Raw genomic sequence first — 24,049 nt, 5'->3', positions numbered from 1 at the left:
TGTCGTGGTGCAGCGGGCGACCGATCGCCGCCCGCTCCGTCCGCATGCCGCCCAGGCGAGCAGATCCTACTGGATCGCGAAGCCCGGATAGCCCGCCGCCGCAACCTCGTCGCACTTTCGCCGATAGGTGCCGACCCCGCCGGTATAGGACAGCACGCGGCGCGGCTTGCCGGGGACGTTCGAGCCAAGATACCAGGAATTGGTCTTGGCGATCAGCGTCGCCCCGGCGGTCTCGTCATGGTGGCGCACCCACGCGTCCTCGGCTTCTGCCGTCGGCTCCATCACCGTCTTGCCCTGCTGGCGCAGGTGGGCGATGCAGGCGCTGATCCACTCTGTCTGCTGCTGCAGGCAGGTGGTCATATTGCAGAGCGCGGCCGAGGGAGCGAGCGGCACGGCGGTCGTGAACAGGTTCGGATAGCCGTGGATCTGCAGCCCCATCGTGGTGCGGATGTCGCGGCCCCAATCCGCCTTCAGCGAACGCCCGCCCTTGCCGCGGATGTCGATCCGGGTCAGGGCGCCGGTGCCGGCATCGAAGCCGGTCGCCAGGATGATCACGTCGAGCGGGTAGACGGTCCCGTCGGCGAGGCGCAGGCCCTCGGGCACCACCGCCACGATCGGGTTGTCCTTGACGCTGACCGCCGTGACGTTCGGCCGGTGGTAGACCTCCAGATAGTTGCGCTCGAGCGGCACGCGATGGGTCCCGAAGCCGTAGTCGCTCGGGATCAGGAGATCGCACAGCCGCGGGTCCTTCAGCCGCGCCCGCATCTTCTCGCGCACGAACTCGGAGATCTCCTGGCTGACCGCCTCGTCGAAGAACATCTCGCCGAACGAGGCGAGCCAGAGCTTCAACGAGCCGTCCGCGTAGATGTCCTCCAGCACGGCGCGACGCTCGGCCGGCGTCAGCTCCGCCCAGCTGTGCTGGAAGTCGTATTCGAAGCCCGTGAAGGTGTGCGGAAGCGTGCTCCGCAAGTCCTCGAAGCGATCCTTGTAGGCCTGAACCTCCTCGGGTCCGTAGGCCGGGCTCTTCATCGGCAGGGTATATTGCGGCGTCCGGATGAAGACATCGAGATGGCCGACCGTGTCGGCGATGGTCTGGATCACCTGGATGCCGGTCGCGCCGATGCCGACCACGCCGACCCGCTTGCCGGCGAGGTCGATCGGCTCGCGCGGCCAGCGGCTGGTGTGGAAGATGCGGCCCTTGAAGCTGTCCTGGCCGGGGAAGACCTCGGTCAGCGGCGCCGACAGCATGCCGCAGCAGGTGATCAGATACTGGGTGTCGATGACCTCGCCGGCCGCGGTCTTCACCGTCCAGCGGCGCGTTGCCTCGTCATAGTGGGCGGCCTCGATGGTGGTCTCGAACTGGATGTCCTTGCGCAGGTCGAGCCGGTCGGCGACGTAGTTGAGCCAGCGCTCGATCTCCGGCTGGGCCGGGAACTTCTCGCTCCAGGACCAGTCCTTGAAAAGCTCTTCCGAGAAATAATACTGGTAGATGTAGGCTTCCGAGTCGAACTTGGCGCCCGGATAGCGGTTCCAGTACCAGGTTCCGCCGACCCCTGCGGCGTTGTCGTAGGCGCGCACGGTGAGACCTTGGTTGCGCAGCATGTGAAGCTGGTAGAGACCGGCGACGCCGGCTCCGATGATCATCGCATCGAGCCGGGTCGCATCGTCGGTTGCCTGACCGGCATGATTGTTCGTGACCGAAGCGGCCATATCGTCCTCCCATGGTCCGTCCCTGGGGGCGCCTGTCCCAAGCGCATCCCCGAGCGTGCGCCCTCCCGGCAGCACAGCCCATCCTTGTCGGATGTCCAAAGGCTCGCCTGAAACCGCCGAGCCGGTCTTGAAGGCTTCCTGCAAAATTTGGAACGGATCCGACTGTCGGTGCGATTGCCGGCGCATTGGCTCGACAAAAGGCGATGTCTATGCGTTGATGAACGGATGAGCCAAATTGTGCACCGCACAAATCATGCGGCATGGCAACGTAAGTAAACCTGACGCTTCTCGGACCCTTGCGCGATGAGCAGCACCATCAACTACATGTCACTGCCGACTTACGTTCCTGGCCGGCTTGTCCTCGACAGCTCGTCTTGGGCATGCTCAGATTTCCGGCTCCGCATCTTCGACTACGCACCGCTGGACGTCGACATTCCGCCGCTCGACGACTATCTCGTGGTCATCTACCGCCAGGGCGAAACAGCCATGAACCGGCGGGTCACAGGGCCGTGGCGGCAGGACCGGGTCGGGCGCGGCGTGGTCAGTCTGCTGACCCGCGCCGAGAATTCGCACTGGCATTGGGGGGACAGGGTCGAGGTGACCCATTTCTACATCTCGCCGGCCAGCATGATCCGCACCGCCAACGAGGTCTTCGATCAGCCGGCCGAGCGCCTGGAATTGCGCGACGTCTTGCGCGCCGACGATGGCGCCCTGGAGACGATCGCCCGTCAGGCGGCTCACGAAGTGGCGGCGGGCGAGGCCGGCGGACGCCTCTTCGTTGATGCCCTGGCGCTGCAGGCCAACATCCACATTCTGCGCAACTATGCCTCGGTCACCTTCCGCCGCCCGCCTGCGCATGGACCGCTGTCCCGCAGCCACGCGCAGCGGATCGCCGAATTCCTGCGCGACAATCTTGGCCGGAACGTCTCGCTCGCCGAACTGGCCGCCGTCACCGGCTTTGCGCCGGATGCCTTTGCGCGGAAGTTCCGCGCCTATTTCGGCATGCCTCCGCACAGCTACGTGACGCAGATGCGCGTCGAGGCCGCGGCCGCTCATCTGCGGCGCGGGGCCTTGTCGATCAAGGAAATCGCGCTCCTGACCGGCTTCGCCGACCAGAGCCATCTGACCCGGATCTTCCGCAAGGAGATGGGCACCACGCCGGCCGACTACCGCAGAGACCAGCGCAGCGCCGTCGCGCTCGCGCCGGTTCGGCCCGATGCGTGAGGGTCGCCCGGCGCCACCGCACGGCACCGCGGCGCGGCCGGAACGGACCGCAGCCGGCCGCCCATTCCCTTCGCGCCCGCGCTACCCTTCGGCCAACCGTCGTGCCAGCGCCGGGGCGAGGCCCGTGCTCGGCTTGCCGGCCGGCCGCCGATAGTTGCCGACCGTCGGCTTGGCCGGATCGAGTGCGACCAGCGCCTCCGCCTGCTTGACCGCCGCCACCATGGCGTCGACGCAGGGCACCGGCACGCGGCCGCGCACCCGGGCGGCCAGCCCGGCCAGCGGCGCCCCGCCGAGCACGATCACGTCGGCCCCGTCCTCAACGATTGCCCGGCCGGCCAGGGCGACAAGATGGTCCTCCATCTCGGCCTGGACGCTGTCGATCGACGTGAAGGCGCGGTCCGCGCAACGCACGCCGGCCGAGCGGCCCTGCAGCCCGTTGGCCTCGATGCATTCCCGGTACCAGGGCTCCATGGCCGTCGTGAAGGTGACGACCGCGAAGCGGCGGCCGAGCATCAGCGCCGTGACCATCGCCGCCTCGGCATAGCCGACGACCGGGATGTCGAGCAGTTCGCGCGCCGCGCCGAGGCCCGGATCGCCGAAGGCGGCGACGATGACGGCATCGAAGCCGGCGGCCCGCTCGGCCAACGTTTCCAGGAGGACCGCGCCGCCGATCTGGGCCTCGATCCGGCTGGAGATATACGGCACGCCGCGCGGCGCGGTGGCGCCGACCAGTTCGGTGCCGGGGGCGGCGGCGGCGCGGCCGACCGCGAGCAGGCGCTCGGTGACGCTCTCGCTGGTGTTGGGGTTGGCGACCAGGATCCTCATGCGCGCCTCCGCGGTGCCGCGGGCCGGCCGGCGGTCCAAAGCCCGGCGCCATCGAGGATGGCCTCGATCCGCTCCGCAAAGCCGATCAGGCGGAAATCCCAGCCGCGCGCGGCCGCGATCTGCAATCCGAACGGCAGGCCCTGCGCGTCGCGGCCGGCAGGCAGCGAGATCGCCGGCACCTGGGCATGATTGAAGAAGGGCGTGAAGACCGCATGGGCGCGCGGGGCGACGGCGATGCCGCCGATCGTCTCCGGCCCGAGCCGGTCGTTCGGCCAGGCGCAACAGGGCACCGTTGGGGCGAGCAGGAAATCGACATCCAGGAAGAAGCGCGCCACCGACCGGCGCACCTCCTGCGACAAGAGGAAGGCCCGCGAGACGGTCGGCCCGTCCATGGCCAGCCCCTGCTCGATCTGCCGGCCGACATCGGGATCGAACAGCGACGGGTCGCGCCGCCAGGCCTCGCCGTGGATCGCCGCCAGACCGGCGAACTGGATCGGCATCAGCGACAGTTCGGTCAGTCCGTCCGGCCAGACCGGATCGCGCCGCTCCACAGTCATCCCGGCGGCCTGTAGGGCGGCCACGGCCCTCTCCAGCCCCTCGGCCACCGCGGCGTCGACAGGCACGTCGAGCCCGAGTTTCGGCGACCAGGCGATGCGCGGGGCGGAGGGGCCGTCCCGGCCGTCGAAGAGCGCGATCAGGCTTTCGGCATCGCGCGGGTCGGGGCCGGCCAGGACCGTCATGACCAGGCGGATGTCGGCGACCGCATTGGCGATCGGCGAGATGCAGGAGAGCCCGCCGAACGGGCTCGCGAAGCCCGGACCGCGCGGCACCGCGCCGTAGGAGGGTTTGTAGCCGACCGCACCGACATGGGCCGGCGGGCGCCGGCTCGACCCGCCGCCGTCGGTGCCGAGCGCGACCGGGACGAGCCCCGCCGCCACGGCCGAGGCCGGTCCGCCGGAGGATCCGCCGGGGGTCAGGCGCGGGTCCAGCGGGTGGCGGGTCGTGCCGTAGACCTTGTTGGTCGTCATGCCCTTGCAGGCGAATTCGGACGAATTGGCCATGCCCATCACGACCGCCCCGGCGGCGCGCATGCGGGCGACGCCGATCGCGTCGGCGGGCGGGCGGAAGTCGGCGAAGAGCCGCGAGCCCTGCGTCACGCGCCGGCCACCGACCCAGAGATTGTCCTTGACCAGGATCGGCACGCCGGCGAGCGGCAGGCTCTCCCCGGCCGCCAGCCGTCGGTCGACTTCGGCCGCCGCAACCCGGCCCTCGTCGGGATCGAAATCGACCACCGCGACCAGATCCGCCGCCGCCTCGATCCGGCGCGCCGCATCGGCCGCGACCTCGGCCGCCGAGATCTGCCCCGCCCCGACCGCCGCGGCGATCGCCACCGCGCCGGTTTCCTCATCGATCGTCATGCCGTTTCCCTCGTTGAATTTACCCGGCCGCTGCTGCAACACGAACGGATGCCATGGATGGCGCCATGCCGGCCGCGGCCGGCTGCCCGAAATTGCGGCATGCGTGCCGCGCCCCTACCCGCTACCACCGTGCCCGAACGTGATCCCCGCGGAGCCTTCCGGACATGACCCTGCGCATCGGCATGCTGACGCCGTCGTCCAACACCGTCCTGGAGCCGGTCACGGCCGCGATGGTCCGCGAGCTTGCCGACGTGACGGCGCATTTCGCCCGCTTCAAGGTCACCGAGATCGCACTCGACCGGGCCGCGCTCGGCCAGTTCGACGACCAGCCGATGCTGGCGGCGGCCGAACTGCTCGGCCATGCCCATGTCGATGTGGTGACCTGGAACGGTACCAGCGCCAGCTGGCTCGGCCTCGACCGCGACCGCGCGCTGGCCGACCGGCTCGCCGCCGCGGCCGGCGCCCCGGCCAGCACCTGTGTGCTCGCCCTGTTTGACCTGTTTTCCCGCGCAAACATCCGTTCGATCGGCCTGGTCACCCCCTATACGGCCGATGTCCAGGCCCGCATCGCCGAGGTCTACGGCCGCGAGGGCGTACGCGTCGTCGCCGAAAGCCATCTCGGCATCCGCGACAACTTCACCTTCGGCACGGTCGATGCGGCGACGCTCGACGGACAAGTGGCGACTGTGGCGGCGGCGAAGCCCGACGCGATCGTGATCCTGTGCACCAACGTCGCCGGCGCGCCGCATGCCGCGCGCTGGGAGGACGAGCATGGCGTCGCCGTCGTCGACAGTTGCGTCGTCACCCTCGACGGCGCCTTGCGCGCCGCCGGACGTTCGGGCTTCCAGGCGCCGCGCTGGGGCCGCCTGTTCGCCTGAGGGACCGCGCCCGAGCGCGCTCACGGCCGGACCTCCGCCGGCATCAATGGCGGCCGCCAGACGAAGCCCACCTCAGCCTCCAGCCGGGCCGCGAAGGCGAGAAGCCGCGCCTCCTCGCCCGGCCGGCCGATCAGCTGCAGACCGAAGGGCAGGTCGTCGAAGGGCGCCGGCAGGGTGACGACCGGAAAGCCGACCAGCGAGACCACGAAAGTGACCGTCAGATAGTCGAGGATGTCGGCGAGCGGGCGGCCGTCGATTTCCAGAACCTCGCCATCGGCATGGGGCCAGGGCATGACCGAGGCCGCCGGGGCGACCAGCACGTCGCGGGTCTGGAAGAAGGCGATGAAGCGGCGCCAGAGCCGCGCCCGCGCCGCTTCCGCCTCAAGGTAGGCGCGCGCGGTCAGGCCGCGCCCGGCGCCGAGATTCCAGCGCACCGGATCGGTCAGAAGGTCCTCGCGCCCGTCGACCAGATCGGCCAGACCACGCTCGATCTGGGCGGCACGCAGGGTTCGGAACGCTGCGGGCGCCTCCGCGCAGTCCGGATGCGCGCGCTCGACCGGGCCGGCGACGGCGGCGAGACGGGCGACTGCCTCCTCGAAACGGTGCCGGACCGCGTCGGCGATCGGCGCGACGCCGAAATCGGCCGTGGCGGCGACGCGCACCGGCCCGAGCACCGCCCCCGAGGCCGGGTCGGGCGTGGCGAGCGGCGGCCAGGCGGTCAAGGACAGCGGATCGGCCGGATCGGGTCCCGCCATCGCGGCGAGCATCAGGGCCGCATCGGCGACGGTGCGGGCCATGACGCCGTGGCTGGCAAGCCCGGTCCAGGCGAGGTCCCGGCCCGGCTCGGCGATCCGGCCCGGCGTCGGGCGGACCGAGACGATGCCGCAGAAGCCGGCCGGGGTGCGCACCGATCCGCCGAAATCCGTACCCTGGGCGAGCGGCACCAGCCCGGCCGCCACCGCCGCGGCCGACCCGCCCGAGGAGCCGCCGGAGGTCAGGCGCGGGTCGTAGGGATTGGCGGTCGGCCCCTGGATGCGGTTGGTGCAGACCGCGCCGAAACCGAATTCCGGCGTGTTGGTCTTGCCGACGATGACCGCCCCGGCCGCCTTCAGGCGCGCCACCGCCGGGTCGTCGGCTGCGGGAACGTTGTCGGCGAAGAGCAGCGAGCCGCGCGTGGTCCGAAGACCCGCGGTATCGGTCACGTCCTTGACGGCGACCGGCAGCCCGTGCAGCGGGCCGACCGGCCGGTCGGCCGCATCGAGCCGGCACGCGGTGGCGATCGCGCCCTCGCGATCGACGGTGATGAAGGCCTTCAGCGTCGGCTCGAGCCGGGCGATCCGGTCCAGCGCGGCCGTCACGACCTCTTCGGCCGAAACCTCACGCGCGGCGAGGTGGCGGGCGAGCGTGACGGCATCGGCGGGCGTCCCGGCGGCTTCCGTCCCGGTCTGTCGGCTTTTCATGCAGTGCCCCCGCGTTCCTGCCTTTTTGTTGGGCTGCGATCGTCCCGCAGACTGACATCACAGACCTCAATTCTCTGATTCATAGAGACTTTCACCAATTTGGCATGCCCATTGCTGAAGTCCAGTCATGCAAGACGGATGCCGGACGGGTGCGATGGTGCAGGGCGAAGGCATGGGTGGACGGTCCCTGGTGGTCGATGCGGTGACGCATCGATATGGGACCAGCGTGGCGGTCGAGAACATCAATCTCGACATCCGCGCCGGCGAACTGGTGGCCCTGCTCGGCCCTTCCGGCTGCGGCAAGACCACGCTGCTGCGGATCATCGCCGGCTTCGTCCGGCAGACCGAGGGCCGCATCATCCTGGCCGACGACATCGTCGACGACCTGCCGCCGAACCGGCGCCAGATCGGCATCGTGTTCCAGAACTATGCCCTGTTCCCGCATATGACGGTGGCCGAGAATGTCGCCTACGGGCCGGCCGCGCAGGGCGTCGGCAAGGCCGCGCGCGAGGCAGAGGCGAAGCGGGTGCTGGACCTCGTCCGGCTCGGCCATCTCGCCGACCGGTTGCCGCGGCAACTGTCCGGCGGCCAGCAGCAGCGCGTCGCCCTCGCCCGGGCGCTGGCCATCAAGCCGCGCATCCTGCTGCTCGACGAGCCCTTCGCGGCGCTCGACAAGAACCTGCGCCTCGACATGCAGATCGAGATCAAGCGCCTGCAGCGGCTCTCCGGCGTAACGACCGTCATGGTCACCCACGACCAGGAGGAGGCCCTGTCGATGGCCGACCGGGTCGCTGTGCTGAGCCAGGGCCGGTTGGAGCAATTCGGCTCGCCGCTCGACATCTACGACCGGCCGCAGACCCTGTTCGTCAACACCTTCGTCGGCACCGCGAACCGGATGCCCGGCGTGGTCATGGGCTCCTCCGGCGACGGACTGGCCGTCCGGCTCGATGCCGGCGCCGACATCGTCGCGCAGGCGCCCGCCGGCGGCCTCGGCCCGGCCGCGCGCGCCACGCTCTGCATCCGGCCCGAGCATCTCGAACTGTGCGACGATCCCGCAGGTTTCGCCGCGGTCGTCGAGATGGGCCTGCCGCTCGGGCCGACCGTCGTGCACGAGGTGCGCACCGCCGATGGCCTCGGCATCAAGGTCGCCGAACCGCGCCGCGCCGGTACCGCGCTCCGCACCCCTGGAACCCCGGTCCGCGTCCGCGTGGCGGCGCCGGGCCTCGCCTCCGCCTATCCCCTCCTGCCTTCGTGAGGATTGCCATGTCGTTGGATCGCCGCCATCTCCTGAAGACCGCACTCGCCCTCGGCGCCATGCAGGCCTTCCCGGGTCTGACCTGGGCGCAGGCGCGCCCGCTGGTCTTCGCCACCTTCACGGGCAGCTGGGAGGAAGCCCACAAGGCCGTCCTGGTCCCGGCCTTCCGCAAGGCGACTGCGGATGCCCAGATCGTGCTCGACCCGATGCTGTCGGTCGACCAGATCGCCAAGGTCAATGCCGCCCGCGCCAACCCGCCGATCGACGTGATGCTGCACGATCCGGGTCCCGCGCTGGTCGCCATCGGGCAGGATCTGGTCGAGCCCTATCCGGTCGCCAAGAGCGCCTACTACAAGGACCTGATCTCGGAAGCGCAGGTCGATACCGGCCCGGCGCCGTTCTTCCAGGTGGTCGGCCTGACCTATAACCCGGAGGTCATCAAGACCCCGCCGACCTCCTGGGCGGATCTCTGGAAGCCGGAATTCAAGGGCCGCGTCGGCATCACCAACATGAACTCGACGCTCGGCACCGGCTTCATGGTCGAGATCGCCAAGATGCACGGCGGCTCGGAAGCCAATATCGACCCGGCCTTCGCGGCGATCGAGAAGCTGAAGCCGAACCTCGCCGCGGTGGCGACCAATCCGGGCGCGCTGGCGACGCTGTTCCAGCAGGGCCAGATCGACATCTCGCCCGGCAACTTCAACGCCATCCAGATCCTCAAGGCCAAGGGCGTGCCGGTCGAGTTCGTGGCCCCCAAGGAAGGCGCGATCGCGTTCAAGACGACCATCCACATCGTCAAGAACTCGCCCAACAAAGAACTCGCCTTCAAGCTGATCGAGGCGGCCCTGTCGCCCGAGGTCCAGGCCAAGCTGATGGACAGCCCCTATCTGATCGTGCCGACCAACACCAAGGTCAAGATGGGCGGCGAGATCGCCAAGGTACTGGCCAAGGACACCGACGACTTGAAGAAGAAGTTTGTGTTCCAGGACTGGAAGAAGATCAACGAGCAGCGCTCGGCCTGGATCGAGAAGTTCAATCGCGAGATCAAGATCTGACGGCCTGATCGAGATCGCAGCCTGGGTGTCCGAGAGGTGCCGTAACGATCAACGCCTTCTGTCATTGCCGGGCTTGTCCCGGCAATCCAGCGGAGGCGTCAGGACGCACGGGGTCGAAAGCCGGGATGCCCGGGACAAGCCCGGGCATGACAGAAGCAGGGGCGTTGGCGCAGCGATGCGGCGGCGTCCGTCATCCGGAACGCCCGCCCGACCGCTCTGCCATTGCCGGGCTCGTCCCGGCAATCCAGCGGGGCCTCGCGGACCGCGGTGAGTGGTGCGAATGGAGTGCCTTGCTGGTCCGCTCGTGACCGTCTGAAGTCCGGCCGTCCCTACGTCAGGATCCCACCATGTCGTCTGCCAGTCCGACCGCCTATGACATGAAGCTGGCCTTGCCGCTGACCGGCTTTCTGGCGGCCTTCTTCGCCGCACCGCTGGCGCTGCTGTTCCTGCTCAGCCTGCAGGTCGACCCGAAGGGCGGCGGCTACGGGCTCTCGCAATATACCAACTTCCTCGGTGACCTGTTCAGCCTCGGCGTGCTCGGCTCGACGCTCCTGCTCGGGCTGGAGGTCACCGCGCTGTGCCTGCTGCTCGGCTATCCGGTCGCCTGGATTTACACCCGCTCGGGGCCGAAGGTGCGCAGCCTGATCATCCTGATCGTGCTCCTGCCGCTGCTGACCTCGGTGGTCGTGCGCACCTTCGCCTGGATCGTCATCCTCGGCCGCCAGGGCATCGTCAATTCGACGCTGCTCTCGCTCGGCCTCGCCGAGACGCCGCTGAAACTGCTCTACACCCAGGGCGGCCTGATCGTGGCGCTGGCCCAGGTGCAGATGCCGTTGACCATCCTGCCGCTGATCACCGCCATCGGCCGGATCGATCCCAATCTCGGCGACGCCTCCGCCTCGCTCGGCGCCGGCCAGTGGCGCACCTTCGTCAAGATCATGCTGCCTTTGTCGCTGCCCGGCATCATCGCCGGCGCCATGCTGACCTATGCGGCCTCGATCACCGCCTTCATCACGCAGAGCCTGGTCGGCGGCGGGCAGATGCTGTTCATGCCGATGTATCTCTACCAGCAGGCCTCGACGCTCCAGAACTGGCCCTTTGCGGCGGCGATCTCGATCATCTTCCTGGTCGCGGTGCTCGGCGTCGTCACCCTCTTCAACCTGCTCGGCCGCCTGTCGCGCGGCTACGCCAACGCGTGAGGCCGCCCATGCGGGTCGATTGGGAAGCCCTGTCCTTCCGTTTGGCGATGGGCCTCGTCGCGTTCGTCGCCCTGGTGCTGCTGGTCGCACCGACCGCGGTGGTGATCATCGTCTCCTTCACCAGCGGCTTCTCGCTGCGCTTCCCGCCGCCCGGCTATTCGCTGCGCTGGTACGGGGAACTGCTCGACGCCTGGCAACTGCATTTCGCCGCCATGAACAGCCTGAAGGTCGCCGCCTGGACGACCGGCCTGTCGGTGGTGCTCGGCACCATGGCGGCGCTCGCCATCGCGCGTTCGCCGAAATGGTCGGCGAAGCTGCTCGACAGCTTCTTCATGTCGCCTTTGGTGCTGCCGGCGCTGGCCTTCGGGCTCGCCGGGCTGATGTTCTTTTCCGCCCTCGGCTTGCCGGTCTCGCCGATGACGCTGATCATCGGCCATACCGTGGTCTGCGTGCCCTATCTGGTGCGCAATACGGTCGCGGCGCTGTCGCAGCTCGATCCGAGCCTGCTCGAATGCTCGGCCAGCCTCGGCGCCGACCGGCTCTATACCTTCCGCAGGATCACGCTGCCGCTGATCCTGCCCGGCATCCTGGCCGGCGGCTTCATCGCCTTCATGTCGTCCTTCGACAACGTCCCGGTCTCGCTGTTCCTGCGCGATGCCGCCACCGACATGCTGCCGATCCGTATGTGGCAGGATCTGGAAGGCAAGCTCGACGTGACCATCGCGGCGCTGTCGGGCGTGCTGATCGTGTTCACCGTCGCGCTGATCATGGTGATGGAACGGCTGACCGGCCTGTCGCGCCGGCTCGCCTGACGGGACGGACCGCCCACCGCATGAAGGCCTCCCGCCCGCCTTGCCGGTCGGCCCGCCTTCGTGACAGATGGCGCGCGACGGCCGGCGCGGGTCACACACCGCGGAACAGCTGGATGCCCCAGGGCGTGAACTTGAACGGAAGATGATAGTGCTGCGCCACGTCGCCGATCACGAAGCGGAACGGCACCAGGTCGAGAAAGGCCGTCTCGCGGGCCGAGTAGCCGGCCGCCTTGAGCCAGTCGCCGAGATGGAACAGAACCTCGTGTGGCCCGGCGACGATCCCCTCGCCGCGCACGCTCGGATGGTCGAGCTGGCCATTGGCACCGAGCCGGCCGGCGGCGATCAGGCGGCGCTCGGGCTCCAGCGCGTGGAGTTCGACGAACAGCCCCTCCGCCGCGATGCCCCGCGCGATGTCCACGCCGTGAATCGATACGCCGCCCGCCATGCCGCTCTTCCCTCTGCCGTTCTGGAGACGGCGCTATGGTAGCGACGCCGGACCGGAATGCCAGCGCGCCGGCATCCGCGGATGCCGCACCCGCCGATGCCCGCCCGGCCGTTCCGTCCTGGACCGCTTCGTGCGGGACCGTTCCGCCGACGTCCGATCCCCCCCTGGGACCGGCCCTGGCCGCCATGATGGCCGTGCAGGCGGTAATCTCGATGGCGGTCTTCGCGCCCGGCGTGGTCGCGCCGCGCATCGGGCTCGATCCGTCGACGCTCGGGCTGTTCTCGACCGTCGTCTTCGCCGTCGCGGCGCTGGCCGCGCCGAAGAGCGGCGTCCTGGTCGCGCGGCTCGGACCGATGGGCGTGGTGGCGGCCTGCTGCCTCGCCACCGCGCTCGCCATGCTGGCGGCCGCGGCCGGATCGCTGGCCGGCCTCATCGCGGCCGGGGCGCTGATCGGCTTCGCCTTCGGGCCGGAGACGCCGGCCAGCACCACGCTGCTCGGCCGGCTGACGAAGCCGGCCCGGCGCTCCTTCGTCTTCTCGGTACGCCAGACCGGCAACCAGATCGGCGCAGCGATCGGTTCGGTCGCCCTGCCAGCCCTGGTGGCGGTCGTCGACCCGCGGCTCGGCTACGGGCTGGTCGCGGTCCTGGCCGGCGCCGTCGCGATCCTCTGCTGGCGCATGGCACCGCGCTACGATCGCACCGTCGCGGCGGCCGGGGCATCCGCCCGGATGCCGCTCGCGGCGCTCTTTCGCTCACGGCCGCTCGCCACGCTGGCCCTGGCCTCGGCCGCCTTCGGGGCGATGCAACTGGGGCTCAACACCTTTTTCGTCAGTCATGCCGTCACCGGCCTCGGCCACCCGCATGTCGCCGCCGGCTTCGCGCTCGGCGTCGCCCAGATCGCCGGGTTGGCCGGGCGGCTCGGATGGGGTGCAGCGGTCGGCTGGATCGGCACGCCGCGCGGGGTCATCGCCGGGCTCGGCATCGGCATGACGGTCGCCGCCGCCACGCTGGCGCTGGCCGGCCCGGCCCTGCCCTTCTGGGCCCTGGTGCTGCTCGCGGCCATGTTCGGCACCACGGCGAGCGGTTGGAACGGCCTTTTCGTTGCCGAGATGGCCCGCCTCGCCCCGGACGGCCGGGTCGCGGAGACGACCGGCGCGGTCCTGACCGTGACCTATCTCGGGCTCCTTGTCGGACCCGGCCTGGTGGCCGCGACCGCCGCAGTCGGCGGTCTCGGCCTGAGCTTCCTGGTGCTGGCCGGCATCTCGGCGCTGGGCACCGCGGCGCTGATCGCGGGAGGCCGCCCATGAGCGATGTCGTCGACACGCCGCCGCGCCGCGCCGCGACCCGCCCGCGTCAGCCGCCGGCCTCGCTGTCCGATCAGGCGGTGGTGCGCCTGCGCGAGATGATCGTGCTCCTGGAAATCGCGCCCGGCGCGATCCTGAGCGAACCGCACCTGACCGCGATCCTCGGCGCCTCCCGCACGCCGGTGCGCGAGGCCCTGAAACTGCTCGCCGCCGAGGGGCTGGTTCTGCTCCGCCGCAATCGTGCAGCCATCGTGGCTCCACTCGACGAGGCGGAGTTGCATCACCTGTTCGAGGTCGAGGTGGCGCTCGAAAGCCACGCCGCCCTGCTGGCCGCCACGCGCATGAGCCAAGCCGCGCTCGACCAGCTCGCCCGCCTGCAGGTCCAGTTGGAAGACCGCCACCAGGCCGGCGACTGGGCCGGCTATATCCGCATCAACCAGCGCATCCACTCCGCGGTGGTCGCCGGTGCCGACAATCCGGCCCTGGCGGAGACCCATGCGCGCATCCTCGGCCGCCTGGCCCGGGCGCGCAATGTCGGGCTGTCGGCGGCCGGCCGCATGGAGGAATCAATCGCCGAACATCGGGCGATTCTGGCTGCCCTGCAGGCGCGCGATGCCGAGCGCGCCCGCACGCTTTTCGCCGCTCACGTCGAGCGGACCGGCGAACTGGTCGCCCGTCACTGCGCCGAACACAGCCCCGGCACCGCCCGCCGCCGACGCACGACGCGGTGATGGCGGCACGCCCCGGTCACTTCAGCCAGGCCTGCAGGCGGTCGGCGGCCTCGACGATGTCGGCCTCGGTGCCCGCGAAGGAGAATCGGATGAAGCCGTGGCCGCGCGCGGCGTCGAAATCCGGCCCCGGAGTCGCTGCGACGCCGGCCTCGACCAGCATCCGGCGGGCGAATTCGAGGCTGTCGTTGGAGAAGCGCTTGACCGAGGCATAGACGTAGAAGGCGCCATCGACCGGCAGCAACTCGTCGAATCCGATCCGCGGCAGCCGGTCGATGAGGACCGCACGGTTGGCCGCATAGACCGCCCGGGTGGCGTCGAGTTCCACAGCGGAGGCCGGGTCGAAGGCGGCGACGGCGGCGCGCTGCGAGATCTCGTTGTTGGAAAGGTAGAGGTTCTGCGCCAGCCGGTCGACCGGGCGGACCAGCATTTCGGGCAGCACCATCCAGCCGATGCGCCAGCCGGTCATGCAGTAATATTTCGAGAAGCTGTTGACGACGATCGCCCTGGGCGAGAATTCGAGCGCGCTGCGCTGCTCGCCGGCGAAGACGAGGCCGTGATAGATCTCGTCCGAGATGAACCACAGGCCGAGTTCGTCGGCGACCTCGACCAGCGCCTTCAGCGCCTCAGGCGAATACATGGTGCCGGTCGGGTTGGCCGGACTGGCGATCAGGATGCCGTGCAGCGGCTTCAGGGCATGGGCGCGTCGGATCATGTCGGGCGTCAGCGCCCATCGGGTGTCCGCGCCGGCCTCGATCTCGACGGCTTCGATGCCGAGCGCGCCGAGCAGGTTGCGATAGGCCGGATAGCCGGGCGTCGGCATGGCGACGCGCTGGCCGACATCGAATGCGGCCAGAAAGGCGAGACTGAAGGCGCCGGAGGACCCGGCCGTTACGGCAATTCGGTCGGGCGAGACGTCCAGCCCGTAGGCCTTGGCGTAGTGGCCGGCGATCGCCTCGCGCAGCGGACGGATTCCCATCGCCTCCGTGTAGCCGAGCCGGCCCGAGGCGATGGCCGCCTGGGCCGCCGCCACGACCGGCTTCGGCGCCGGGGCACCGGGCTGGCCGACCTCCATGCGCACCACCCGGTGGCCCTGGCGCTCGCGCTCGACGGCCGCCGCCAGCACCTCCATGGCGATGAAAGGCTCGACGCGGCTGCGATTTGATGGCTGGAACGGCATGGCAGTCTCCGGTGTCGGGCCCTTGCGCGCGACGCTCTATCAGGTCGCGGCCCTGAGGCAAGACCCGCTGCCGCGGCCCCGACCGTCATTGGGAGCGGTCGGCGCCGGAGCACGGCGGCGGCAGCCCCGGACGCCACCGCCCCTCAAGCAGATGTGAGACCGGCATTGCGAGCCCGGCTTCGCGGAATGGCGCCGATATCCTATAAGGCTCGTCACGCCTGGGCTGCGGTCCGGCCGAACCGGAGTTCGCGATCGATGAAGCTGCGCCTCGCCGTCCTTGCCCTCCTCGCCGCCCTCGTGCTGCCCTTCGCGGGTCTGGCATCCCGGCCGGCCGCTGCCGCCGATGCATTGACCGCCCAGCAGAAGACGGCCGTCGAGTCGATCATCCGCAACTACCTGCTCGAACATCCGGAACTGCTCGAAGAGGTGATGACGGCGCTCGAGAAGAAGCGCGCCGACGAGGCCGCGCTTGCCCGGAACCAGATCATTTCCGAGAAGGCGGGCATTCTGTTCAATTCGGCGCGGCAGGTCGTGCTCGGCAATCCGAAGGGCGACGTAACCGTTGTGGAATTCTTCGACTACCGCTGCGGCTACTGCAAGCGCGCGCATTCCGACATGGCGGCTCTCCTCAAGGAGGACGGCAAGATCCGCTTCGTGCTGAAGGAATTCCCGGTGCTCGGTCCGGCGTCCAAGGACGCTGCCCGGGTGGCGGTGGCGGTCAGCCGGATCGCACCCGAAAAGTATGCAGACTTCCACCAGAAGCTCCTGCTCGGCCGCGGTGAAGCCAACCTGGCGCGCGCGACCGAGGTCGCGGTTTCGATCGGCATCGACAAGGGGCGCCTGGAGGCCGAGATGGGCAGCCCGGAGATCGAGGCGACGCTGGATGAAAGCTACGCCCTTGCCAACGGGCTGGGTCTGACCGGAACGCCCTCCTACGTGATCGGCAACACCGTCGTACCCGGCGCCGTCGGCTACGACCAGTTGAAGCAACTCGTGTCCCAGGCCCGTTGCGGCACGACGACCTGCTGAGACCCGGTCCGACGCCTCATCCCGCGCCACGTTCGCCAGCCGGCCCGATGGGGGCTTTTCCTGGCCGGTCCGAGCCCCTATAAAGCGCGCCTGCAGCCGGCCCCCGAGCGGGATCGACTCGGGGCGGTTTTGGCCGCTCCGGCGATCGCGAAGCGGGGCCGCAACCCGGGCGGCGGGAGCCTTGCGAGGCTCTACCGGATCCTCCGGGCGGATCGGCCGCCGGCACGGCCCAGGATGGACATGTCGATCCCAGTCTTCGCCGAGTGTCGTTTCCCCGTCGCCGACCGGCCAGCCCTGGCCGGTTTCCGGCGCCTGCGGAAACGATGCCGCCGAGGTCGCCTCCCCTGATCCGGCGCGGCGCCCGCTCCGGAGCGGACGCGCCGGCCCTCAAAGGCTCGAGTAACGTAATGGCCACCACGAAGAAACCGTTCGACACCGATCTGATCCGCGATCTCGCGATGCTGATCGCCGAGACGGACCTGACCGAAATCGAAGTCGCCCATGGCGACCTGAAGATCCGCGTCGCCCGCAACGTGACCATCACCGCGCCGGTGCACATGGCGCCGGCCCCGAGCTATGCGGCCGCGGCCGCACCGTCCTCCCCGCCGCCGGTGCCGCCCTCGGCACCCGGAACGGCCGCGCCGGTCTCCGACTTCGCCGGCCACCCGGGCTTGGTCAAGTCGCCCATGGTGGGGACTGCCTATCGCGCCGCCGAACCCGGCAGTGCGCCGTTCGTCGACATCGGGTCGAAGGTGCGCGAGGGACAGACCCTGCTGATCATCGAGGCCATGAAGACCATGAACCAGATCCCGGCCCCGCGCGCCGGGACGGTCACCGCCATCCTGTTCGACGACGCCGCGCCGGTGGAGTATGGCGAGCCCCTGGTCGTGATCGAGTGAGCCAAGGACCCGCGCGGATGTTCAACAAGATCCTGATCGCCAACCGCGGCGAGATCGCCCTGCGCGTTCTGCGCGCCTGCAAGGAACTCGGCATCAAGACCGTGGCGGTCCACTCGACCGCCGATGCCGACGCCATGCATGTCCGCCTCGCCGACGAGAGCGTCTGCATCGGCCCGCCGCCCGCACGCGACAGCTACCTGAACATCCCGCAACTGGTCGCCGCCTGCGAGATCACCGGCGCCGACGCGGTCCATCCGGGCTACGGCTTCCTGTCCGAGAATGCCCGCTTCGCCGAGATCGTCGAGGCGCATGGCGTCAAGTTCATCGGCCCGACGGCGGAGCATATCCGCATCATGGGCGACAAGATCGAGGCCAAGCGCACCGCCGAGAAGCTGGGCATCCCGGTCGTGCCGGGCTCCAACGGCGGCGTGTCGAGCGAGCAGGACGCGCTCCGGGTCGCGGCGGAAATCGGCTATCCGGTGCTGATCAAGGCGGCCGCCGGCGGCGGCGGGCGCGGCATGAAGGTGGCGAAGACCGAGGACGACCTCGTCGAGGCCTATTCGACCGCCCGCACCGAGGCACGCAACGCCTTCGGCGACGATTCGGTCTATATCGAAAAGTATCTCGGCCGGCCGCGCCATATCGAAATCCAGGTGATGGGCGACGGCAAGGGCAACGCGATCCATCTCGGCGAACGCGACTGCTCGCTGCAGCGCCGCCACCAGAAGATCTGGGAAGAGGCCGGCTCGCCCGCCCTCAATGCCGAGGAGCGCGACCGCATCGGCGGCGTCGTCGCCAAGGCGATCGCCGATCTCGGCTATGCCGGCGCCGGCACAATCGAATTCCTCTACGAGGACGGCGAGTTCTACTTCATCGAGATGAACACCCGCCTGCAGGTCGAGCATCCGGTGACCGAGGCGATCACCGGCATCGACCTCGTCAACGAACAGATCCGGGTCGCCTCCGGAGCGACGCTGTCGGTGCGCCAGGAGGACGTGAAGTTCAACGGCCACGCCATCGAGTGCCGGATCAATGCCGAGAACCCGGCCACCTTCACGCCGTCGCCGGGCCGGATCACCTACTACCATCCGCCCGGCGGGCTCGGTGTGCGGGTCGATTCGGGCGTCTATCAGGGCTATTCGATCCCGCCCTACTACGACAGCCTGATCGGCAAGCTGATCGTGCACGGCCGCAATCGCGTCGAGTGCATGATGCGGCTGAGGCGCTGCCTGGACGAGTTCGTCGTCGACGGCATCGAGACGACGATCCCGCTGTTCCGCAAGCTGGTGGAGAACCAGGACATCGCCAACGGCCAGTATGACATCCACTGGCTGGAGCGCTTCCTGGCCTCCAAGCCGTTCGCCGACGGAGCCTGACGCGCCGATGGCCGGCCGAAGTGGCTCCAGCGTCGACATCACCCCAGACATCCTGCTGCGCGCCTATGCGGTCGGCATCTTCCCGATGGCCGAATCGGCCGACGACCCGGGCCTGTTCTGGGTCGAGCCGGAACGGCGCGGTATCATCCCGCTCGACGGCTTCCATGTCGGCCGCCGCCTCGCCCGCACCGTCAAGGCCGACAAGTTCGAGATCCGCTGCGACAGTGCCTTCGAGGCCGTGATGGAGGGCTGCGCCGCGCCCGCCCCCGGCCGGCGCAAGACCTGGATCAACGACCGCATCCGCGAGCTCTACACCGCCCTGCACCATTTGGGCCGTGCCCATTCGGTCGAATCCTGGATGGGCGAGGAACTGGTCGGCGGCCTCTACGGCGTCTCCCTCGGCGGCGCCTTCTTCGGCGAGAGCATGTTCTCGCGCGAAACCGACGCCTCCAAGGTCGCGCTGGTCCACCTGGTCGCCCGTCTGAAGGCCGGCGGCTACACCCTGCTCGACACCCAGTTCGTCACCGAACACCTGTCCGGCTTCGGCGCCATCGAGGTCTCGCGCCGCGAATACCAGCGCCTGCTCGAACGCGCCATCGTGCTCGAGGCCGATTTCGCCGCCCTCCCGAAGACCGGAGTGACAGGGGCTGAAGCGCTCGTTCGCCTGTGAGGCTAGGTCTGCCACGCGAGAGGGTGACACCCTAGATTGTTGTTCGGTTTCGGATTATGGTTTGACGGGAGCAATTACACGACTCCTGGATGACGTCATGCATCTTACCGGAACATCCCTGCGTTCGAGCCGATTGAAGGCGCTGGAGCCCATCGTCCAGACTTGGGCCGATTGCGTCGTCGCCTATTCAACTTTTCACAACGGCGACGATGCCGCCTACTACTACGGTGAGCGTCCGAACGTATCGGTTCTGTGCAGCGCCGCATGGGTGGCCGGCGCTGTGGGGATTGAAGAATACGCAGCGGAAAAGGGATTCGGCCCGAAAGCGCGACCGGGGCGAGCCGACCTGTACATCAAAGGGCGCGATTTCTATTTCGCCATTGAGGCGAAGCATCGCTGGGACGATATCTTCTCGGAAGGGTCCAATACCACCATCCAGGATGCGATTGTCAGTGCGAAGGAAGACGCTCGAGACGTCCATGACGGGACCCGGGTTGCAGTTGTTTTTCTGGCTCCGTCATGCAAGAGTGATAGTCTCTTTGAATTCAAGAAAAATCCGAAGATAATTATCGACCGATACGTCGAGAGCATCCAAAGTACATACGGTGATGCCGGGCTGATAGGGTGGAGTTTTCCACAATCGACGCGATTCATCGAAGGAAGCGACGGCAACTTCTGGCCCGGCGTGGCGGTTCTGGCATATGCCGTCAACCGTGACTCGTAGATTTTCGACTATCTACTGCTTGACCGCGGTCGCCGGGACGTCGCTGGAGGTGGCTTTGCAGGCGGTCAGCCAGATGTCGTAGACGGGGTGCTCGACGGCGTGCAGGCCAGGGCTGTCGGCGAACATCCAGCCGGTGAAGATACGGCGGATCTTGTTGTCGAGCGTGATCTCGTCGACTTCGACGAAGGTGGTGGTCAAGGGCGCGATGGTCTGCGGGCGCGAATAGCAGACGCGCGGGGTCACCTGCAGGGCGCCGAACTGGACCGTCTCGTTGATTGCCACGTCGAAGGCGATGATCCGGCCGGTGATCTTGTCGAGCCCGGAGAAGTTGGCGATCGGCTGCGAGATCTTGGTGCCGTCGTCGGGCGACGGCGGCGGCTGGCGGCGCCCCTGGCTCTGCGCGAAGGCGGCTCCGCCCAGCGCAATCGTTCCGGCCGCGAGCGCGGCCACCAGGATATGCGCCCGAAGAGTCCGTCCGCCCGTCATGCCGCGTCCGCTTGTCCCTGCCCTGCCCTGCCGGAAATGCCCCGCCGGACGTGCCATTTTCAGAAGTCTCGACCCGGCGGCTGACCGCCCGGAAGCGGCTTGCCTCGGCCCGTCCGGCCGCGCCGTCACCCGCTGAAGGCTTCCGACGGCGTCGGCCACATAGCACGCGTCTAGCGGGGCGAAAAGGCGAGATTCAGGCGGCGGGGGATGATGGCACCGCCGACCTCCCGCCCGGCCGGCGTCGGCATCGAAAGGATGCCGTCAGCGCGTCCTTAACCTTGACGCCCGATTCACCCTGCCCCTTGAGCAGGCCTTAAGCGTGAACGGCCCCAATGGCCCTCGAAAGCGGGTGGCGACGGGAGGGTCGGGTGCACGCAAGGCTCTTTCATCCGGGGTTCGGCGTCATGCCGGTGCGATTCTGCCTTTCCGTCCTTTTGGCCGCCGCCTTGGCCGGCTGCTCGGACGAGACCGGATTCGCCGGCGCCGCAGCCGCCGCCACCGCGGACGGCACCGGCCCGGCAACCACCCCGCTTGCCGACAAACCTCTTGCCGCCGCGCAGACAGCGACCACCCCCACCGGAATCGTCCCAGCCGGCGCCGCCCCCACCGGTCGCCGCTTCCCCGTCGAGGGGACATGGATCTGGGCCGATGGTGGTCGCTGGCTGCCGGCGCGCAATGTCGGCTGCGGCGAGGGCCAGGCGAAGCTGGCGCTGAAGCCGAACGCCGTCGAGGTCAAGGCCGGCCGCTGGCATCATGCCGCCTTCACGGTGATCGAGTGGCACCCGGCCGCCGCAGGCCAACTGCGGCTGCGGTTGGAGGAGAAAACCAGCCTCGGCCGGCGCCGTCTCCTGGTCACGCTCAATCTGGCCGAGCCGGGCTTCGTCCGTTTCGTCGGCGCGACCGACGAGCGTGGCCGGCCGCTTGCCGGCTATCGCGAACGCGACGGTCGGGAAATCGGTCCCGAGGAGGATCGGGCAACACTGGCCAAGGCCTTCACGCTGATCCGCTGTGCCGGATCGAGTCCCGCCCCCGACGCGACCGCGCTGCTGCGCGGTACGACGCCGGGCGAACGTCTCCGGGTGATCCGATGAGTGCGAAGCCTCCCCGCCTGCGCCCGGGCGTCAACATCCTGCCGCGCGCGGCCCGCACGGCGGCGGTCGATCGGGATCAGGACCTGCTCTCCTTCGACGACTACACGGCTTTCGCCACATGGGTCGATCCGATCGGGCGCGTCCGCCGCGCGCCGGTCGAACCGGATGGCGACGGGACCTGTCGCCGGCGCCTAGTGCCGGATGCGACGCTCGACGCCATCGAGCGGCCGCGCAGCACGGTGCATTGATCGGAAGCCGGCGGTGGAAGGAGCCTCTTCCGCACCGCTCGCTTGACCGGCTTTGCCTGCGGCGATCTTCGCAAGCGAGCGGGGCCGCGGCTTTGATGGTCGAAGATGGCCGCCGACGCTCGGCAAGCGCGACAAGATCGTCCCATTGCAAAAGGCCGGGCTGATCCGGCCCGGCCTCTTCGACACGCTCGATGTTCAACGGTCGAAGCCGGCCGGCATCGCCCGGGAAGCGCCCCTTCTCCCCTCTCAGAAGCCTCGATTTCGCCGAGGGACAGGGAAGGCCGCGCGCCGCCGGTCAGGCTGCCGCCGTCACTTCGGCTGCCAGGCCTGATAGTCGGCCGAGGCGCTCGCGCGCCGGGCAGTCCCGAGGATCGAGCCCTTCGGGCGGTAGGCACCCGGCGTGCCCGTGAGATTCGGCTGATGCGGCAGTTCCCATTCGCGCACGCGGTGGCCGTCGCGGCTCGGGATCACGTCGGTGCGGTGATGCATCCAGCCGAACCAGCCCGGCGGGATGGTGGTCGGTTCGGCATAGCCGGCATAGATCACCCAGCGCCGCTGGACGCCGAGGGTCGGATCGATCGCCCCGCCCTTGGTCCGGTAATAGGCGTTGCCGAACTCGTCGTGACCGACCAGTTCGCCGTTGCGGCGGGTATGCACCATCGTGCCGATGGTGTGCCCGTTCCACCAGGTGAAGAGTTTCAGCAGGAAATCGATCATCGCGCGCGCATCCCGGAAACCGGATGCCGGGGCGGCGGGCTGTCCCGCTGCGGTCCCGGTGCCGGCATGGGTGTCGGTGCGCCGCCCGCAAGCCGCGGCGGAACACCAGGAACGGGGCGTTTATGGCGCCTCGGCGCCGGCCTGTCCAGTCGCACGATCGTCGGAGCGCCTGCGTATCGCCGCGAAGGCGGTGCGAGGGGTAGACGCCGCCGTGCCCTGCCCGTCGGCGGGCCGGTAGGGATCGGCCAGATGCGGATCGGGCGGAACCGGATGGGGCCGATACGGAACCTCCACGGGCGGCCGACGGCGCTCCGAAGGGGTGCCAAGCACCAGCGTGTCGTCGTCCTCCGGCAGGCCGCGCAGGGCGTTCCAGCGCGTCTTCTGGGCGGCGAGCAGACGGAGCGTGCCCTCCAGATGTAAGACGCCGCCGGTTTCGTCGAGATCGAAGCGGCGGTCGTCCGCCAGGATGGACAGGATCCGGGTGACCAGCGTGTTCGGCGCGAAGGGCTTGGCGATCACCGACTGGATGCCGCACAGGATGGCATGCCGGATCAGGCGCAAGGTCGGATGGGCGGTGACCAGGATGACCGGCACCAGCGCCAGCGCCCCGGCCTTGGCTTGGCGCATGGTGCGCACCAGTTTGAGCCCGCTGGTCGGCTTCATGCGCCAATCGACGATCGCGAGATGCGGCGGTTCGACCGCCATGGCGGCGAGCGCGTCCTCGGCGCTGTCGAAGCAGCGCACGCGCGCAACACGGCAGCCATGCAGAATCGATCGGAGGATCGCCTGCATCGGACGCGAATCGTCGACGACGACCACATCGAGCGATTCGAGAGCGAGCCCGAAGGCCCGATGATGCCGCATGGGCTACCTCGCCATCGTCGCATCCGCCGCGGGTTCGCGAGCGCTGCAAACGATTTGGCCCGCGATCCGAGGGACCCGGCCGACCTGTCGCGATCCTGCCACGGTCGGCTTAAGTGTCGGTTGCCGCGTCCGCGCGAGTTTCGATCGAATTGTCGCAATCGCCCCCCCGGACCCGGCCGGTCTTCGCCGGCAAGGACCCGGCCCGATTGGCGAATTCGCCGCTCCTCCCCGTTATCCACACCGTCCGACCCAACATATAGCCGGCTGAAGGGAGCGACGCCCCCAAGTCTTGACCTCCCAAACAGACTCGGACTAGCTTCGAAGCCATCGGATCGCGGCCCCTCCGGCCGTGAAAGATCCGGCATAAGTTCCTGAAAATGTACTGAAATCGGATCGGGTCGCGGATCTTCCGGATCGGCGCCCAGCCGATTTTTGCGCGTGTTTCAGGGGGC

General features: G+C 69.0%; 24 protein-coding genes. 15 read left to right on the top strand and 9 right to left on the bottom strand.

Features of this window, described 5'->3' with window-relative positions; genetic code table 11:
• Positions 1-66: 66 nt before the first annotated feature.
• Positions 67-1,710 (bottom strand): flavin-containing monooxygenase, encoded by a 1,644-nt coding sequence (locus KL771_RS19290; RefSeq protein WP_261970149.1) that lies wholly within the window; start codon positions 1,708-1,710, stop codon positions 67-69.
• Positions 1,711-2,013: 303 nt separating this feature from the next.
• Between KL771_RS19290 and KL771_RS19285 the strand changes: the two genes are divergently transcribed.
• Positions 2,014-2,934: a helix-turn-helix domain-containing protein gene (locus tag KL771_RS19285; RefSeq protein WP_261970148.1), complete on the top strand. Its 921-nt coding sequence runs from the start codon at positions 2,014-2,016 to the stop codon at positions 2,932-2,934.
• 81 nt (positions 2,935-3,015) lie between these two features.
• On the opposite strand, the gene KL771_RS19280 is transcribed toward KL771_RS19285, so the two are convergent.
• Together KL771_RS19280 and KL771_RS19275 are read right to left on the bottom strand one after the other, a co-directional pair.
• Positions 3,016-3,759, bottom strand: a complete 744-nt coding sequence (locus KL771_RS19280) for an aspartate/glutamate racemase family protein (RefSeq protein WP_261970147.1) — start codon at positions 3,757-3,759, stop codon at positions 3,016-3,018.
• A complete protein-coding gene (locus tag KL771_RS19275) occupies positions 3,756-5,177 on the bottom strand; it encodes an amidase (protein WP_261970146.1) in 1,422 nt (473 codons plus the stop codon). Before KL771_RS19275 ends, KL771_RS19280 begins: the two co-directional genes overlap by 4 nt.
• Positions 5,178-5,341: 164 nt before the next feature.
• Between KL771_RS19275 and KL771_RS19270 the strand changes: the two genes are divergently transcribed.
• Positions 5,342-6,055 carry a maleate cis-trans isomerase family protein gene (locus KL771_RS19270; protein ID WP_261970145.1) on the top strand — a complete coding sequence of 238 codons (714 nt, stop codon included), beginning with the start codon at positions 5,342-5,344 and terminating at the stop codon, positions 6,053-6,055.
• Positions 6,056-6,075: 20 nt separating this feature from the next.
• Here the strand turns inward: KL771_RS19270 and KL771_RS19265 are convergent, their stop codons facing one another.
• Complete coding sequence (locus KL771_RS19265) at positions 6,076-7,515, bottom strand: amidase (protein ID WP_261970144.1); 1,440 nt, start codon at positions 7,513-7,515, stop codon at positions 6,076-6,078.
• Positions 7,516-7,669: 154 nt separating this feature from the next.
• Here KL771_RS19265 and KL771_RS19260 point away from each other — a divergent pair, with 154 nt between their 5' ends.
• The 4 genes from KL771_RS19260 to KL771_RS19245 all read left to right on the top strand — a co-directional run bounded on the left by KL771_RS19260 (position 7,670) and on the right by KL771_RS19245 (position 11,836).
• On the top strand, positions 7,670-8,770 hold the full coding sequence (locus KL771_RS19260; protein WP_261970143.1) for an ABC transporter ATP-binding protein: 1,101 nt from the start codon (positions 7,670-7,672) through the stop codon (positions 8,768-8,770).
• 8 nt (positions 8,771-8,778) lie between these two features.
• Positions 8,779-9,825 carry an ABC transporter substrate-binding protein gene (locus KL771_RS19255; protein ID WP_261970142.1) on the top strand — a complete coding sequence of 349 codons (1,047 nt, stop codon included), beginning with the start codon at positions 8,779-8,781 and terminating at the stop codon, positions 9,823-9,825.
• Between the two features lie 347 nt (positions 9,826-10,172).
• Positions 10,173-11,024 carry an ABC transporter permease gene (locus KL771_RS19250; protein WP_261970141.1) on the top strand — a complete coding sequence of 284 codons (852 nt, stop codon included), beginning with the start codon at positions 10,173-10,175 and terminating at the stop codon, positions 11,022-11,024.
• An 8-nt stretch (positions 11,025-11,032) separates the two neighbouring features.
• Positions 11,033-11,836: an ABC transporter permease gene (locus KL771_RS19245; RefSeq protein ID WP_261970140.1), complete on the top strand. Its 804-nt coding sequence runs from the start codon at positions 11,033-11,035 to the stop codon at positions 11,834-11,836.
• 91 nt (positions 11,837-11,927) lie between these two features.
• On the opposite strand, the gene KL771_RS19240 is transcribed toward KL771_RS19245, so the two are convergent.
• Positions 11,928-12,281, bottom strand: a complete 354-nt coding sequence (locus KL771_RS19240) for a hydroxyisourate hydrolase (protein WP_261970139.1) — start codon at positions 12,279-12,281, stop codon at positions 11,928-11,930.
• Positions 12,282-12,316: 35 nt separating this feature from the next.
• Between KL771_RS19240 and KL771_RS19235 the strand changes: the two genes are divergently transcribed.
• Both KL771_RS19235 and KL771_RS19230 read left to right on the top strand, forming a co-directional pair.
• Positions 12,317-13,588 (top strand): MFS transporter, encoded by a 1,272-nt coding sequence (locus KL771_RS19235; protein ID WP_315901514.1) that lies wholly within the window; start codon positions 12,317-12,319, stop codon positions 13,586-13,588.
• A complete protein-coding gene (locus KL771_RS19230; RefSeq protein ID WP_261970138.1) occupies positions 13,585-14,316 on the top strand; it encodes a GntR family transcriptional regulator in 732 nt (243 codons plus the stop codon). The genes KL771_RS19235 and KL771_RS19230 overlap by 4 nt, the downstream gene beginning before the upstream one ends.
• A 16-nt stretch (positions 14,317-14,332) precedes the next feature.
• Here KL771_RS19230 and KL771_RS19225 read toward each other — a convergent pair whose 3' ends face one another.
• Entirely contained in the window at positions 14,333-15,493 is a 1,161-nt protein-coding gene (locus tag KL771_RS19225) for a pyridoxal phosphate-dependent aminotransferase (RefSeq protein WP_261970137.1), read from the bottom strand.
• A gap of 255 nt (positions 15,494-15,748) precedes the next feature.
• Between KL771_RS19225 and KL771_RS19220 the strand changes: the two genes are divergently transcribed.
• From KL771_RS19220 to KL771_RS19200, 5 genes are all read left to right on the top strand, one after another.
• Positions 15,749-16,522: a DsbA family protein gene (locus KL771_RS19220; protein ID WP_261970136.1), complete on the top strand. Its 774-nt coding sequence runs from the start codon at positions 15,749-15,751 to the stop codon at positions 16,520-16,522.
• A 407-nt stretch (positions 16,523-16,929) separates the two neighbouring features.
• Entirely contained in the window at positions 16,930-17,421 is a 492-nt protein-coding gene (gene accB / locus KL771_RS19215) for an acetyl-CoA carboxylase biotin carboxyl carrier protein (RefSeq protein ID WP_261970135.1), read from the top strand.
• Between the two features lie 17 nt (positions 17,422-17,438).
• Positions 17,439-18,797 (top strand): acetyl-CoA carboxylase biotin carboxylase subunit, encoded by a 1,359-nt coding sequence (gene accC / locus KL771_RS19210; RefSeq protein ID WP_261970134.1) that lies wholly within the window; start codon positions 17,439-17,441, stop codon positions 18,795-18,797.
• A gap of 7 nt (positions 18,798-18,804) precedes the next feature.
• Positions 18,805-19,467 (top strand): leucyl/phenylalanyl-tRNA--protein transferase, encoded by a 663-nt coding sequence (gene aat / locus KL771_RS19205; protein ID WP_261970133.1) that lies wholly within the window; start codon positions 18,805-18,807, stop codon positions 19,465-19,467.
• Between the two features lie 97 nt (positions 19,468-19,564).
• A complete protein-coding gene (locus KL771_RS19200) occupies positions 19,565-20,191 on the top strand; it encodes a hypothetical protein (protein WP_261970132.1) in 627 nt (208 codons plus the stop codon).
• A gap of 12 nt (positions 20,192-20,203) precedes the next feature.
• Here KL771_RS19200 and KL771_RS19195 read toward each other — a convergent pair whose 3' ends face one another.
• The gene (locus KL771_RS19195) at positions 20,204-20,677 is read right to left on the bottom strand and encodes a DUF2155 domain-containing protein (protein WP_261970131.1); all 474 of its coding nucleotides are present in this window, start codon (positions 20,675-20,677) and stop codon (positions 20,204-20,206) included.
• Positions 20,678-21,081: 404 nt separating this feature from the next.
• On the opposite strand from KL771_RS19195, the gene KL771_RS19190 reads away from it, so the two are divergent.
• Positions 21,082-21,768: a hypothetical protein gene (locus KL771_RS19190; RefSeq protein ID WP_261970130.1), complete on the top strand. Its 687-nt coding sequence runs from the start codon at positions 21,082-21,084 to the stop codon at positions 21,766-21,768.
• Positions 21,765-22,016, top strand: a complete 252-nt coding sequence (locus tag KL771_RS19185) for a hypothetical protein (protein WP_261970129.1) — start codon at positions 21,765-21,767, stop codon at positions 22,014-22,016. The genes KL771_RS19190 and KL771_RS19185 overlap by 4 nt, the downstream gene beginning before the upstream one ends.
• A 309-nt stretch (positions 22,017-22,325) precedes the next feature.
• On the opposite strand, the gene KL771_RS19180 is transcribed toward KL771_RS19185, so the two are convergent.
• Positions 22,326-22,733 (bottom strand): NADH:ubiquinone oxidoreductase subunit NDUFA12, encoded by a 408-nt coding sequence (locus KL771_RS19180; protein WP_261970128.1) that lies wholly within the window; start codon positions 22,731-22,733, stop codon positions 22,326-22,328.
• Positions 22,734-22,853: 120 nt separating this feature from the next.
• The gene (locus KL771_RS19175; RefSeq protein WP_261970127.1) at positions 22,854-23,597 is read right to left on the bottom strand and encodes a response regulator; all 744 of its coding nucleotides are present in this window, start codon (positions 23,595-23,597) and stop codon (positions 22,854-22,856) included.
• Positions 23,598-24,049 lie beyond the last annotated feature (452 nt).

The organism is Prosthecodimorpha staleyi (assembly GCF_018729455.1).
In the GTDB taxonomy this organism is placed as follows: Bacteria; Pseudomonadota; Alphaproteobacteria; order Rhizobiales; family Ancalomicrobiaceae; genus Prosthecodimorpha; species Prosthecodimorpha staleyi.
Note: the sequence above shows the minus strand (reverse complement) of the source record. Positions and strands in the feature narration are given on the sequence as shown.

Coding starts and splice junctions, on each gene's coding strand:
- KL771_RS19290 (WP_261970149.1), bottom strand. CDS start 1,710: ATGGCCGCTTCGGTCACGAACAATCATGCCGGTCAGGCAACCGACGAT.
- KL771_RS19285 (WP_261970148.1), top strand. CDS start 2,014: ATGAGCAGCACCATCAACTACATGTCACTGCCGACTTACGTTCCTGGC.
- KL771_RS19280 (WP_261970147.1), bottom strand. CDS start 3,759: ATGAGGATCCTGGTCGCCAACCCCAACACCAGCGAGAGCGTCACCGAG.
- KL771_RS19275 (WP_261970146.1), bottom strand. CDS start 5,177: ATGACGATCGATGAGGAAACCGGCGCGGTGGCGATCGCCGCGGCGGTC.
- KL771_RS19270 (WP_261970145.1), top strand. CDS start 5,342: ATGACCCTGCGCATCGGCATGCTGACGCCGTCGTCCAACACCGTCCTG.
- KL771_RS19265 (WP_261970144.1), bottom strand. CDS start 7,515: ATGAAAAGCCGACAGACCGGGACGGAAGCCGCCGGGACGCCCGCCGAT.
- KL771_RS19260 (WP_261970143.1), top strand. CDS start 7,670: ATGGTGCAGGGCGAAGGCATGGGTGGACGGTCCCTGGTGGTCGATGCG.
- KL771_RS19255 (WP_261970142.1), top strand. CDS start 8,779: ATGTCGTTGGATCGCCGCCATCTCCTGAAGACCGCACTCGCCCTCGGC.
- KL771_RS19250 (WP_261970141.1), top strand. CDS start 10,173: ATGTCGTCTGCCAGTCCGACCGCCTATGACATGAAGCTGGCCTTGCCG.
- KL771_RS19245 (WP_261970140.1), top strand. CDS start 11,033: ATGCGGGTCGATTGGGAAGCCCTGTCCTTCCGTTTGGCGATGGGCCTC.
- KL771_RS19240 (WP_261970139.1), bottom strand. CDS start 12,281: ATGGCGGGCGGCGTATCGATTCACGGCGTGGACATCGCGCGGGGCATC.
- KL771_RS19235 (WP_315901514.1), top strand. CDS start 12,317: ATGGTAGCGACGCCGGACCGGAATGCCAGCGCGCCGGCATCCGCGGAT.
- KL771_RS19230 (WP_261970138.1), top strand. CDS start 13,585: ATGAGCGATGTCGTCGACACGCCGCCGCGCCGCGCCGCGACCCGCCCG.
- KL771_RS19225 (WP_261970137.1), bottom strand. CDS start 15,493: ATGCCGTTCCAGCCATCAAATCGCAGCCGCGTCGAGCCTTTCATCGCC.
- KL771_RS19220 (WP_261970136.1), top strand. CDS start 15,749: ATGAAGCTGCGCCTCGCCGTCCTTGCCCTCCTCGCCGCCCTCGTGCTG.
- accB (WP_261970135.1), top strand. CDS start 16,930: ATGGCCACCACGAAGAAACCGTTCGACACCGATCTGATCCGCGATCTC.
- accC (WP_261970134.1), top strand. CDS start 17,439: ATGTTCAACAAGATCCTGATCGCCAACCGCGGCGAGATCGCCCTGCGC.
- aat (WP_261970133.1), top strand. CDS start 18,805: ATGGCCGGCCGAAGTGGCTCCAGCGTCGACATCACCCCAGACATCCTG.
- KL771_RS19200 (WP_261970132.1), top strand. CDS start 19,565: ATGCATCTTACCGGAACATCCCTGCGTTCGAGCCGATTGAAGGCGCTG.
- KL771_RS19195 (WP_261970131.1), bottom strand. CDS start 20,677: ATGACGGGCGGACGGACTCTTCGGGCGCATATCCTGGTGGCCGCGCTC.
- KL771_RS19190 (WP_261970130.1), top strand. CDS start 21,082: ATGCCGGTGCGATTCTGCCTTTCCGTCCTTTTGGCCGCCGCCTTGGCC.
- KL771_RS19185 (WP_261970129.1), top strand. CDS start 21,765: ATGAGTGCGAAGCCTCCCCGCCTGCGCCCGGGCGTCAACATCCTGCCG.
- KL771_RS19180 (WP_261970128.1), bottom strand. CDS start 22,733: ATGATCGATTTCCTGCTGAAACTCTTCACCTGGTGGAACGGGCACACC.
- KL771_RS19175 (WP_261970127.1), bottom strand. CDS start 23,597: ATGCGGCATCATCGGGCCTTCGGGCTCGCTCTCGAATCGCTCGATGTG.